Source organism: Cyclonatronum proteinivorum, from assembly GCF_003353065.1.
Lineage (GTDB): Bacteria > Bacteroidota > Rhodothermia > Balneolales > Cyclonatronaceae > Cyclonatronum > Cyclonatronum proteinivorum.
Map to the genome: position 1 here is coordinate 541339 of NZ_CP027806.1, position 12603 is coordinate 553941.

The 12603-nt window shown below is 56.6% G+C and carries 8 protein-coding genes and 1 tRNA gene; 6 read left to right on the forward strand and 3 right to left on the reverse strand.

Annotation, left to right across the window (positions count from 1 at the left end):
* Positions 1-82: 82 nt before the first annotated feature.
* Complete coding sequence (locus tag CYPRO_RS02050; RefSeq protein WP_114983040.1) at positions 83-466, forward strand: YlbF family regulator; 384 nt, start codon at positions 83-85, stop codon at positions 464-466.
* 66 nt (positions 467-532) lie between these two features.
* On the forward strand, positions 533-916 hold the full coding sequence (locus CYPRO_RS02055) for a YlbF family regulator (protein WP_114983042.1): 384 nt from the start codon (positions 533-535) through the stop codon (positions 914-916).
* Positions 917-1235: 319 nt separating this feature from the next.
* On the opposite strand, the gene hemN is transcribed toward CYPRO_RS02055, so the two are convergent.
* A complete protein-coding gene (gene hemN, locus CYPRO_RS02060) occupies positions 1236-2600 on the reverse strand; it encodes an oxygen-independent coproporphyrinogen III oxidase (protein WP_114983044.1) in 1365 nt (454 codons plus the stop codon).
* Positions 2601-2839: 239 nt separating this feature from the next.
* On the opposite strand from hemN, the gene CYPRO_RS02065 reads away from it, so the two are divergent.
* Together CYPRO_RS02065 and CYPRO_RS02070 are read left to right on the forward strand one after the other, a co-directional pair.
* Positions 2840-4636 (forward strand): CotH kinase family protein, encoded by a 1797-nt coding sequence (locus CYPRO_RS02065; RefSeq protein ID WP_114983045.1) that lies wholly within the window; start codon positions 2840-2842, stop codon positions 4634-4636.
* 119 nt (positions 4637-4755) lie between these two features.
* A tRNA-Leu gene (locus CYPRO_RS02070) sits at positions 4756-4839 on the forward strand.
* Positions 4840-4967: 128 nt separating this feature from the next.
* Here CYPRO_RS02070 and CYPRO_RS02075 read toward each other — a convergent pair.
* Both CYPRO_RS02075 and CYPRO_RS02080 read right to left on the reverse strand, forming a co-directional pair.
* A complete protein-coding gene (locus CYPRO_RS02075; protein WP_114983046.1) occupies positions 4968-5750 on the reverse strand; it encodes an NRDE family protein in 783 nt (260 codons plus the stop codon).
* Between the two features lie 373 nt (positions 5751-6123).
* A complete protein-coding gene (locus CYPRO_RS02080; protein WP_124245488.1) occupies positions 6124-8607 on the reverse strand; it encodes an alpha-amylase family glycosyl hydrolase in 2484 nt (827 codons plus the stop codon).
* 457 nt (positions 8608-9064) lie between these two features.
* Between CYPRO_RS02080 and CYPRO_RS02085 the strand changes: the two genes are divergently transcribed.
* Both CYPRO_RS02085 and CYPRO_RS02090 read left to right on the forward strand, forming a co-directional pair.
* The gene (locus CYPRO_RS02085; protein ID WP_114983048.1) at positions 9065-10363 is read left to right on the forward strand and encodes a thiolase family protein; all 1299 of its coding nucleotides are present in this window, start codon (positions 9065-9067) and stop codon (positions 10361-10363) included.
* 119 nt (positions 10364-10482) lie between these two features.
* Complete coding sequence (locus CYPRO_RS02090) at positions 10483-12588, forward strand: 3-hydroxyacyl-CoA dehydrogenase NAD-binding domain-containing protein (protein ID WP_114983049.1); 2106 nt, start codon at positions 10483-10485, stop codon at positions 12586-12588.
* The last annotated feature ends 15 nt before the right edge of the window (positions 12589-12603 follow it).

Consider the following 12603-nt stretch of genomic DNA (forward strand, 5'->3'; position numbering starts at 1 on the left):
GGGGATGATTTATTTACCTTGATGTTTTGTAACACCGGATATCATCGGTCATTTCCTGAACTACGAAAAAGAAAAATATAAAATGATAACACTGGAAGATAAAACAACCCTGCTGAAAGCCGCAAAAGAACTGGGTGAGGCTTTAAAAGCATCCCCCGAGTATGAGCAGTTTCGGGAAGCGCAGAAAGTATTTGATGCCGATGCCGATGTGCAGCAGCTTGTGCATCAGTACAATGAGGTCGTGCAGCAATTACAGCGGCTGCAGCAGATGCAGCAAAAAGATGAGGCACTGATGACCCGCTACCGCGACCTGAATCATCTTATCGAGACCCATCCGGTAATTCATGCACTAATGAATGCCCAAAAAGCATGGAAGAATACCGCTGCCGCTGCTAATGCTGCCCTAACTGAAAAGCTTGGCTATGACTTCGCAGATATGGCCAAAGCTGAAGGCGGTTGTTGCTGACCCTGTCCATTCGTCTAGAGCGCTTCAATACCTGAATACTATCACCAAAACCTTCCAATAAAAAACATGAGTACCCTTTCCCCTGAGCTGCAGCATCACATCCAGGCGTTTGCAGATGCACTGCTCGCTACCGAGCAATCCGACGATTTTGTAAAAGCCCGTACCACATTTGAAGGCGATGAAACTGCCATCGACCTGATGACCCGCCTCAATACCCTATCCTATGAACTCAGCCGCAAGCAGCATGCCGGCACCTTAGAGCAGCATGAAATTGCGCAGTATAAAGAGGTACAGGAAGAATTTATCAGCAATGAAGTTGTTGCAGAACTTGAACAGCGTGAGCGTATGCTTGTGGAGCTGATGCGCGAATGCAACCATGAGATAAGCGGTATGCTAGGACTTGATTTTGCTAAGGATGCCGCCCAATCGTCCTGCGGATGCAGCAGTTAGGCTGATGAAGCCCGGCACCGTTCTTTTTTGATCTTCGTGCATAGCCGAATTTTCCATCGCAAGGATGAAACCCCAAACAGTAAAGCGCACAGTAAATGACATGAAACATCTTCTGCGTGGTTAAGGCGGTTTTTCCGGTATCACTTCGGAGCCCAAAAAGCAAGGGACTCATCTTTGATTTGGGACCCTTGATCTGCCACGAAAGACCGTGATGTTCACGGAGTTTCCCCCCAAAAAAAAGCCACAGCTGCGATGTGCAGGGTGCTTTTGCTGGTTTAAAAGAGCGGCACTCCTCACGAATACAGCGCGCTTTCGAAAATCAAATGGTTTTGGAGAAGACCGGTTTTTCCTTGTGCTGCGGCATGTAGGCGTCGAAAATCATTGCAATATTGCGCAGGTAATGCCGGCCTTTGGCGTGGATGCGGATGCCTTCCTGTGTGATGCTCACGATGCCGTCTTCTTCAAGAGGCCTGAGGCGGCGCAGCTCTTCACGGAAGTACTCTTTGCCGTTGATGTACCAGGTATCCCACAAATCGCGGAAGTTGAGGTTGCGGCTGCACATCAGCTGCATGATTACGCTGCGGCGAAGCTCGTCTTCGCGGGTGAGGCGCAGTCCCCGTACCCACGCATTGCCGCGGGTATCAATGGCGGATTTCCAGTCAGCCAGCTCTTTTTCGTTTTGGAAATAGTACTCGCCGACCGAGCTGATGCTCGACATGCCGAGCGCGTACAGGTCGAGGCCGTTCATGGTGCTGTAGCCCTGGAAGTTACGCTGAAGCGTGCGGTCGCGCAGGGCGACGCTGAGCTCGTCGTTGGGCTTGGCAAAGTGATCCATGCCGATGTGCTCAAAGCCGTTTTGTTCCATAAAGGCGATGCCGTCAAGCAGTAGCTGCAGCTTGAGGTCTGCGTCGGGCAGTTGTTTGTCTTCGAGCAGCTTCTGAGCCGGCTTAATCCAAGGTACGTGTGCATAGCTGTACATGGCAACGCGGTCGGGATTCAGGGTTTTGATGGCGTCCAGTGTTTTTGCGAAGCGCTCGCGGTTCTGCATGGGCAGGCCGTAAATCACATCGAGGTTCACCGATGAGATACCGGCTTCCCGGAGCGTATCCATGCATTCCTGCACCATTTCCATGGGCTGAATGCGGTGTATGGCTTCCTGAACTTCATGGTTCACATCCTGAAATCCGATGGAGGCACGGTTCATGCCAAATGCCATCATGGCTTCGAGGTGCTCCCTTGTGAAGGTGCGCGGATCGAGCTCGACGCCGAATTCGGCCTTCAGTTCGATGTTGAAATGGGTGTGAAGCATACGCCCGAGGCGGCGCAGCTGATCGGGCGTGAGGAAAGTGGGCGTGCCCCCGCCGTAGTGAACCTGCCGGACCACGTGCTTGGGGTGAAGCAGGGCGGCATAGTACTGCATTTCTTTTTCGACATAATCGAGGTACTCGTCTGCCGCAGATTTCTTTTTGGTGATGACGGTCGTACAGCCACAGTACCAGCACAGGGAGGCGCAAAACGGTAAGTGCAGGTAGAGGGAAATCTCCCGGGGAGAGGTGTTGCGCTCTTTGAGATAACTTCCGAGGGTGACGGGTTCAATGGCGTCGAACTGCACCGCGGTCGGATACGAGGTGTAGCGCGGACCGGGAACATTGTATTTTTTAATGAGTCGGGCGTTAGCAGACATAATAGTAGCAGCGGTTTGAACGAGTTGCGTAGAAATCGGGGGTGTTTCGGAGGGTTTCAGTTCAGATCGAAAAGCCTATTTAAGACATTGATATTAGAATATAGGAAAAATTTGAGTGCTGTCCAATCCGTGGCTTTGAAATTATGCCCGTTAAACCGGGAATATTGGAATAATACAGCCTTAACATATTGGGCCGTATATTGCTGGCTCATTGATTTACCCGGCAAGGCGCAAATCGCATGTTTTCAACCCTTAATCCCGAATCCGGATTTCAGATGACTGCACCAAATTTCAGATTCCTGACAACCCTTCTGATCTTCTTTTTCTTTTCGACACCGACAGCTGATGCCTGGCTTTCAGACGACCGTCAGCCGCCCATGGAAGAGCCGGTCATGCCGGTTTTTTTGGTGATGGATGAGGCGGACCTGAACCGGCTTTACCGCCGGAATCCGCGCTCGGATGACCGTCTGCCGGGTTTTGTGAGATGGAGCGAGCGGGGGCGGGCGCAGGGGCTGAACGGGGTTCGGTTTCGCGGCAATACCTCCCGCTATCATGTCCGGAAATCTTTCAACATCCGCTTTAACCGGCCGCAGCGGGAGCTGTTCAGAAGCGACCGCCTCAACCTGAACGCGATGTTTACCGACCCCTCCGGGATGCGGGAGCGGCTGGCGTGGCAGATGTTTCATGAGGTGGGTCAGCCAGCTTCAAAAGTGCGCTATATGGCCCTGCACATCAACGGCAACTACGAAGGCCTGGGCATTCACATTCAGCGGATTGATGAAAACCTTCTCCGGCAGAACGGCCTTGATCCGCGCGGAACCCTGATTCGGGACCTGACCCGCCGGCGCGGTGCTGATGCCGGACTCGACCGTCGCTCCATTTTCGGATTCGACCTCAACAGTGTTCCGGATCAGCCTGCATTTCTTGCCGGCATGTTCGAGTCCCGCTGGTCGCCCGATTACAACGCGATTGCCGAACTACTGCAATGGGTGCACGACACCCCCGCCGGTGACGCCTTTGAGCAGGGTTTGCGCGAGCGTTTCGATGTCGAAAACCTGACCGACTGGCTCGCGATTCACTACATCATCGGTGATGTGGATGCCTTCGGCGACGATTTCTGGCTGTACCGCGGGCGCGGGGCAACCGATAAGTGGAAGATCATCCCCTGGGATCACGACCTCAGTTTTGGCCGCAACGAACGCGATGGCCTGACCGAAAACCGGGAGCTCGGACAGTTCGGTCGCGGCCTCGTGCAGCTCAACGATTTCTTTGCTTACGAATATCCGCTTGATGATGCGGGCTGGGACAATGCCCTCATCGTGAAATACCATCAGTCGCCCGGTCTCCGCGCGCAGTTTGAAGAACGCATTTTATTTTTGATGGATGAAGTCTTTACCGAAGCCTGGTTTGATGCACAAATTGAGACGCTGGAAGAAGTCATCGCACCCTACATGACCCGCACCCGGAACGGCAGCGGCGCTTTTACCCTACACGAGCGGCAACATCACGGAGAGCCTGGACGCTGGGCTTATCACAAAGAAAACCTGCGCGATTTTGTGGAGCTGCGGTACGCGTTCATTCGAAGCATGCTCCTTTTTGATGAACCCACGGCCTTCCACAACTACGCGAAATTGCAGTTTGCGGAAGGACAAACAGGCCGAGTGCTCATCACCGATGATGCCGGCTGGACCTTCGGTGCCCTTGATCTCGAAGCCGGCAGCATAAGCGGAAATCCTGAATTGCTGATTTACCTGCGTACCGCCCCCGATAATGACGGCATTCTGAAAGACTATCATGTGGAAGTCACGGGCGGCCGCATAGCCGGGCAGCTCACGCTTTACTACCGCAACGACATTGCCCCGGACGGCCGCGACAACTGGTACAAATACCCCGAAGCCATCGGCCGCCAATGGCAACTCCGCGTGTTAAAGGATGAAGGTCAGCTGAACAGCCGCCCGAATCCGTTTTCTAACAAAATCACCGCAACAACTACCCTGAGCGGCACGCACCTGATTCAGATTTTGCACGCAGACTAAGGCTGCGAGCGCGGCACGACCGTCTACATGAACCTGCAAACCCAAGTTAAAAACTCAGCCTGCAATGGTATTGCCACAGGCGCCAAACTGTCGTATATTTGGAATCTATTCTGAAACGAGCCCGGGTGGCGGAATTGGTAGACGCGTGCGTTTCAGGGGCGTATGTCGGCAACGACATGGGGGTTCGAGTCCCCCCCCGGGCACACAATAAAACAGTAAAGCCCTGTAAACCTTGAGTTTGCAGGGCTTTCTTTTTTTGTGTTACCAGCCAAACCCATAAAATCCTCTTGATCTGTCATGTGCCGGCAAGGTATCCCATTCAGGCTTAGGTTCACAAAGGAGTGCCGATAGGTTTTGGTATTGTCAGGCTCAGGCCTGCAATCACCTCATAAGGTTTGTACAGCGGACTCCCGCCCAGGTACTCCATCTTCACCCGCAGTTCGCTTTCCGTGTGCTGCAGCCTGACTTTGGTGATGCTCATCGTGCCTTTATCGGGCAGCTCCATGGCAATGCTGTACGGCTGCGGTTTCGGCTCGGCCTGTTCATGCGCGTGCAGTAAGGCCGATTCGGGAATGAGTCCGCCGTGCTGCGTCCTGAGCTGATCGAAAACTTTTGCCCGGAGCCGCTGCGTCTTGTCCTGTTCGCGGCCGGCGGAGACAACCGGCATGGGCGGGTTGGGGATGGTTTCGAGGCATTCGCCGTTCCAGTGCCACATCTCGGGTTCGCGCAGTCCGCTGAAAGCAACAAGGTTGAAGGGATTGTACGGCATCGAAGCAGCCGACTGCCGGTTCATGTAGGTTCGCACGGCTTCCGGGCTACCGTCTTCCAGAGTGATGAGCTTGCGCACGAGCAAACCGCGGCTTTTGCTTTCGCCGGTGTAGTTGGCGGCGGATTTCCCCATGTAGTCGTTGAGCAGGCACAAAATCAGGCCGCGGTCGTTGGCCGCAATCCAGGTGCCCTCGCCCTGCGGATCAACCGGCGCCATGTACCGAATGCCGTTTCGGCTGAAAAACTTCGGCGGCTCAGCCTTCACCCGCACCCGCATCTCATCCCGGCTGAACACGAGATACAGTTCGTTTTGGGACGGATTGCGCTGCCAGCTGAGGGTACACATGGTTGAGTCGGGTCGGGGTCAGGATTTGGATTGGGGTTGGGAGCCCAATATAACAGATTCAGCCTGAAATGCCCTGATGCCCGAACGGTCCCCGACAATGGAACGCGGATTTATCGGATCGGGCAGGATTCGCGGGGATTTTGTTTGGTCCGCGTGATGGTATCAGGGATGAATGGTGCCCCACCGTAGGGGTACACCCTTGTGGTTGCCCCAGCGCGGTTTACGCACAAGTTATTCCCCCATTTGGGATTGTCATTTACATCACGAAACGCCGTCACAAAAAGCAAGGGGACCAGCCGTAGGTTTGAGGGCTGTCGGGTTGCCGCTGCAGCCAGTGATGCGCACGGGGTTTCCCCCAAAAAATAATGCGTCCTTATTTGATGAGCATCATTTTTCGGGTGAGCTGCTGACCCGCGGCGGTGAGGCGGTACAGGTAGAGGCCGCTTGCAAGGGCGGAACCGTCGAAGGCGAGCTGATGGATGCCGGACTGATGCAGGCCGTTCGCCAGGGTTGCGACCCGCTGCCCCTGCAGGTTGTACACGCTCAGGAAAACCTCCGAAGCTTCAGCCAGTTCGAAGCGGATTTGCGTGATGGGGTTGAAGGGGTTCGGGTAGTTTTGATGCAGCTGCATCTGTCGCGGGAGCTCGCCGGTCGGGGCGGTGCTGACCGGAACCATGCCGCCGATGCGCAGCACCATCGCGCCATGCGCGGCAAGGGCGGGAATGATGACGCGGTTCCCGGCTTCGACGGTTACGGTAAGGGTGTTGCCGCTGAGGAGCTCATCCACTTCCCAGGTACCGGGCTGCAGGGAAATGCCGGGCATGCCGAAGGCCGCCTCGGTGACTGCCCCGCTGCCGGTGTTGACAGCGATCAGAAGCTGATCCTCCTCGTAGGTGCGCACGAAGCCGAACAGCGCGTTGCGGCTGACCTCCGCGGGCTGATAGTCGCCAATCCGCAGCGCGATTTCCTGATTGCGCACCTGAATCAGGCGCTGATACCAGTTGAGCAGGGAATTGGGGTCTTCGGCCTGCACCGCCACGTTCCGGATGTGATAGTCGGGGTTCAGGTTAATCCAGGGCGTGCCGGTTGTGAAACCCGCGTTGGGGCCATCAGTCCACTGCATGGGCGTGCGGATCTGCGGATCAGGCTTGGCGCCGCGCATGCCGATTTCCTCGCCGTAGTACAAAAACGGCACGCCGGGCAGGGTGAGGTAAATGGACGCCGCCGTCCGCGCCTTGTTCCAGTCGTCGCCCAACTCGTTCATCACACGGTTCTGATCGTGATTGGTGAGGAAGGTCGCGTACTGCAAATAGGGGTAGCTGTTGTGCACTTTCTGCATCTGACTCCGCAGCGGACGCGCATCACCGTTGCGCGCGGCGTTGAGGATGGCCGAGGCCAGATCAAATTCGAAGGCAATATCGAGGCGGTCGTTGGTCACGTACGGGATGATGTTCTCCGTGCTCGTCCAGGCTTCACCCACAGTTACGGCTTCCGGATTGTTCGATTTCACGCGCTCATTGAACTCCGCCCAGAAAGCGAAGGTCTCTTCGGTGTGCTCGAGCTGACTCCCGTCCTCAAAAATATAAGTCACCGCATCGAGCCGGAAGCCGTCTATGCCCACATCGCTGAGCCAGAAATCGGCCGCCTGAAACAGCTTCTCCTTTACTTCTTCGTTGTGGAAGTTCACATCCGGCATGCCGCCCCAAAACAGGCCGTAGTAAAACCAGCCGCCATGCTGATGCCACACCGGCTGCCCCCACGGGCCGTTGTAGCCGGGATGCGTGGCCGACCAGCGGTAGTAGTCGCGGTAGCCGGGCACGTTGTTGCGGGAATTGATGAACCAGGGATGCTGCGAAGAGGTGTGATTGAGCACGAAGTCAATAATCACCCGTATGCCGCGGGCCTGCGCTTCTTCCACGAAGGTGCGGAACGTCTCCATGCTGCCGAAATCGCTGCTTACGGAGGTGTAATCGAGCACGTCATAGCCGTGATAATTCGGCGACGGATGAATGGGCATCAGCCAAATACCGGTGATGCCGAGGCTCTCCCCGCTTTCAGGGTCGCCGTCGTTGAGGTAATCGAGCTTCTCAATCATCCCCTGAAAATCGCCGGTGCCGTCGCCTGAGCTGTCAAAAAAGCTGCGGGCAAACATTTCATAAAAAACGGTATGATTCCACCAGTGCGTTGCCGTCGTTTCGCGCACCTGTACCTGCACAACATCGGTGAGACTTAGCGTATCGGCAAGATCCTGATGCCGGGCGATGAGGGTTACGCCATAGCTGCCTGCCTGCGGGTAGCTGATTACGGGGTTGCGCTGCTGCGAGCTTGCTGGTACGCCGCCTTCAAAGTGCCACTCCCATTCGGTGACTTCTCCGCCGGAAAGGTCGGAAAAGGACACAGCTCCGTTTTCAAAAATACTGACAGATTGGGGAGTGAAACCTGCAACGGGCGGCCCGTCGGGCGGCAGCTCGTCGTTGTACCACACGAGGATCTCGTTAGGCCCGCTGGTGACGGTGTAGTTCCGGTTGGCCCCGCCACCGGGAAATTCTTCGCGCCCGTCCCAGGCTCCGTCGATGCGGAACTTAAACTGAATCGTCTGTCCGGGGGAAAATCCATCAATCGTGAGGCTGTAAATGCCGTCGCCTTCGGGGTCGGCCAAAACCCGCGGCGTGCCGCCCCAGCCGTTAAACGTCCCGGCTACATCCACAAAATTGAGGTCCGGATCGAAATTGCCGAGCGTGACCTGATGATTCATGTTCACCGAAAAGGTGACCTGTGTTTGCTGCGCTGTGACGGTTTGTGCAAAGAACAGCAGCGCGAAAAGCGCCGGGAAAAAGAAACGGTAGAAAAAAGGCATGTAAAGCGGGAGTCCAATGAATGAAAATGTAAGCGCTTTCAAAATAGGGCTTCAGGCTTGTATTTCCAAAGCTGAAGCACAGCAGCAATCGCGGTCAGCTGAGGCAAAAAAAATAACCGGAATCTGACAGCATCGGCATTTCCCGCTTCTGTTTTTTTTGGGGGAAACTCCTTGCACATCACGGTCAGTCGTGACAGTTCAAAATCCCCAAGCCTGCGGGATGTCCCGTGCTTTTAGGGATGAACGCGAAGCACGCGAAGAAGGCAAAAAACGCAGCGCATGTATAATTCATAACACAAGTTGCGGCTTTTGCACCTTGGCTAACCATGAAAATCCAAGGGTCCGCAACCGCTCCTCAGGTTTTTATCCGGCTGTCTTGACAATATGCGTCAAAAGCTTCATCTTCCAAAGATAACACCGTTAACCTTTGTTTAACCATCTACGCTAATTCTCTGGTATGCAAACTGATCCCGCCACAACTCCCGTGTTTATAGACGGCGTACGCACGCCCTTTCTCAAATCGGGAAGCGATTTCAAGAAAATGCTGGCCTACGACCTCGCAAGGGTCGCCATTTCCGGATTGCTGGGCAAAACCGGCATCAGTCCGGAAGCCGTTGACCACACTATCGTTGGTACAGTGATTCAGGAGGTGCGTACCGCGAACATCGCCCGGGAAGCCGCGCTTGCTGCGGGCATCCCCGATTCCAAACCGGCGCATACGGTCACCATGGCCTGCATCTCCTCGAACCTCGCGCTTGCGCAGGCCGCAGACGCCATCCGCCTCGGACGCGCCTCCGCCGTGATTGCCGGCGGCACCGAAACCATGAGCGACGTGCCCATCCGCGTCTCCCGACGCCTGCGCGCCAAATTGCTGGAAGCGCAGAAATACAAGTCCCCCCTCGAATTCCTGAAAATCCTCAAGGGCTTCAAATTTGCGGACCTCAAGCCGGAACTGCCCGCAATCGCCGAATTCTCGACCAACGACACCATGGGCGCAAGCTGCGACAAGCTGGCAGCTATGTTCGGCATCAGCCGCGAAGATCAGGACGCCTTCGCGATTTCCTCCCACAAACGCGCCGCCGCCGCCTGGGAATCCGGCTACTATAATGATGAAGTCATTGCTATGCAGCCGCAGCCGGGCCGCGAAGTCGTACACCACGACAACGGCATCCGCGGCGACTCAAGCCCCGACAAACTCGCCAAACTGCGTCCAGCCTTCGTGAAGCCCTACGGCACCGTCACCGCGGCCAATGCCTCCTTCCTCACGGACGGCGCCTCGGCAGGTCTCGTGATGTCGCTCAACAAAGCCCGGGCAAGCGGCCTCAAACCGATGGCCATCATCAAAGACTACATCTTTGTCTCGCAGGATCCCCGCCATGAGCTTTTGTTAGGTCCCGCTTACGCCACGCCGCGCATCCTCGAACGCAACGGCCTCAAGCCCGACGACATCGGCGTGTACGAGTTCCACGAGGCCTTCGCCGGACAGATTCTGGCCAACCTCAAAGCGCTGTCCACCGAAAGCTTCATGAAAGACAAAGTGAAGACGAGCATCAAACCCTTCGACATGCCGATGGACCGCTTCAACCTGAAGGGCGGCTCGCTTTCCATCGGGCATCCGTTCGGTGCTACCGGCGTTCGGCTCGTGACGACCGCGGCCCGCCGCCTGCACGAAGAAAACGCGCGCTACGCGCTCATCGCGGCCTGTGCTGCCGGCGGACAAGGCCATGCCATGCTCTTAGAGCGATTCGACGGATGAGCCATCATCCCCCAACACAAAACACATAAACGGGAAAGGCCGCACAGGCTGATCAGGTCACGGGACCCATCACCCTGCCCCCTCCCATAAACACAGAAACTGCAAAAACGACTGCGCACATGCTCACGCTCACACGGGAAAACGCCATAGCCTGGCTCACGCTGGATCAGCCCGGCGACAAAGTTAACACCCTCGGCAAGGAAATGATCTCCGGTTTCGGCAAACTGCTCGACGAGGTTCAGCAGGATGCCGGCATCAAGGCCGTCGTGCTCATCAGCGGCAAGGAGAACAATTTTATAGCCGGGGCCGACATCAAAATGTTCGATACCTTTACCACGCCGGAGGAATTTGGGGCCTTCATCAAAACCGGCACGGACCTGCTCGACCGAATCGAGAAATTTCCCAAGCCGGTGATTGCGGCCATCAACGGCGGCTGCATCGGCGGAGGCCTCGAAGTTGTGATGGCCTGCCACTACCGCATCGCGACCGACGATCCCGCCACGAAATTTGCTGTGCCCGAAGTGAAGCTTGGTCTCCTGCCCGGCGCAGGCGGCACGCAGCGGCTGCCGCGACTCGTCGGCGTACCGACGGCCCTCGACATGATGCTCACCGGAAAAAACGTGTATCCGCGGCAGGCCAAACGCATGGGGCTGGTGCACGAACTCACGCACCGTCACGGCCTGCGTCAGGCCGCGCACTACCGGGCCGAAAAGCTGATGAAAGAAAAGCCCAAATCCGGTAAGCTTCCGCTCGTCGCCAAGCTGCTCACCAACACCGCCGCGCGCAACATCGCCTTCAGCAAAGCCCGCGAAACCGTGATGCGGCAGACGCGCGGCAACTATCCCGCGCCGCTGCGCATCATCGACAGCGTGAAAGCGGGCCTCACCCAAAGCCGTGAAAAAGGCTTCGAAACCGAGCGCCGCCTGTTCAGCGAGCTGGCCTTCACCCCGGAATCTGCCGCGCTGCGCAGCCTGTTTTTCGGCATGCAAAGCGTGAAGAAAAATCCGTGGCAGGGCAAAGACCGCAAGGTCGAACGCATCGGCGTACTCGGCTCCGGACTCATGGGCGGCGGCATCGCCGACGTGAGCGCGGCCAACGGCTACCGGATCTCGCTCAAAGACCGCGACACGGCCTCGGCGGTGAAGGGCTTTGAAGCCATCCGGCGCGAAACCGACAAAAAGGTAAAAAAGCGCATCATGTCTTCTTTTGAGGGGGATGCGCACCTCGCCCGCATCACGCCCACCGGCTCGTACGAACATTTCCGGGACATCCCGATTGTGATCGAGGCCGTGTTTGAGGACCTGAAAATCAAGCACGCCGTACTGAAAGAAGTCGAGGCCGTTTCGCCCGACGCCATTTTTGCAAGCAACACATCCTCGCTGCCCATCGCGGACATCGCGAAAGGCGCGAAAAAGCCCGAGAACGTGGTGGGCATGCACTATTTTAGTCCGGTGCAGAAAATGCCGCTGCTGGAAATCATCAAAACCGATCAGACCTCCGAAGAGGCCATTTCGACGGCCTACGAAATCGGGATTCGTCAGGGCAAAACCGTAATTGTGGTCCACGATGGACCCGGTTTTTACACGACCCGCATCCTCGCGCCCTTCATCAACGAAGCGCTGTTGCTGCTCGAAGAAGGCGCCGCGATAGAGGACATCGACCGGGCCATGAAAGACTTCGGCTTCCCGGTCGGGCCGATTGTGCTGATTGATGAAGTCGGCATCGACGTAGCCGCGCACGTAGCCGATGTGCTCGGGCCCCTGTTCCGCGAACGGGGCGCGACGCCCTCAGATTCCGCGCGCAAGCTCTACGACGCCGGATTCCGGGGCCGGAAAAACGCCAAAGGCTTCTACCGCTACGGCGAAGGCAAGGGCAAGAAAAAGGAAATCAACCCTGATATTTACGCGCACTTTGGCGGCACCTCCCGGAAGAAGATTTCGGCGGAAGTCATCCAAAAGCGCATGAGCACCGTGATGCTGAACGAAGCCCTGCTGTGCCTGCAGGAAAACATCCTCGACAGCGCCACCGACGGCGACCTCGGCGCGGTGCTCGGCCTCGGCTTCCCGCCCTTCCACGGCGGCCCCTTCCGCTACATCGACCTCATGGGCGCGGAAGTCATCCTCAACCAACTCAAAACCCTCGAACAGGAACACGGCGCCCGCTTCACCCCGGCCAAACTGCTCGAAGAGCACGCGAAAGCCGGAAGGAAATTTCGGGAGGGGTAGAAGTCCGCGGAGCGA

Coding starts and splice junctions, on each gene's coding strand:
- hemN (WP_114983044.1), bottom strand. CDS start 2,600: ATGTCTGCTAACGCCCGACTCATTAAAAAATACAATGTTCCCGGTCCG.
- CYPRO_RS02085 (WP_114983048.1), top strand. CDS start 9,065: ATGCAAACTGATCCCGCCACAACTCCCGTGTTTATAGACGGCGTACGC.
- CYPRO_RS02075 (WP_114983046.1), bottom strand. CDS start 5,750: ATGTGTACCCTCAGCTGGCAGCGCAATCCGTCCCAAAACGAACTGTAT.
- CYPRO_RS02090 (WP_114983049.1), top strand. CDS start 10,483: ATGCTCACGCTCACACGGGAAAACGCCATAGCCTGGCTCACGCTGGAT.
- CYPRO_RS02055 (WP_114983042.1), top strand. CDS start 533: ATGAGTACCCTTTCCCCTGAGCTGCAGCATCACATCCAGGCGTTTGCA.
- CYPRO_RS02065 (WP_114983045.1), top strand. CDS start 2,840: ATGTTTTCAACCCTTAATCCCGAATCCGGATTTCAGATGACTGCACCA.
- CYPRO_RS02080 (WP_124245488.1), bottom strand. CDS start 8,607: ATGCCTTTTTTCTACCGTTTCTTTTTCCCGGCGCTTTTCGCGCTGCTG.
- CYPRO_RS02050 (WP_114983040.1), top strand. CDS start 83: ATGATAACACTGGAAGATAAAACAACCCTGCTGAAAGCCGCAAAAGAA.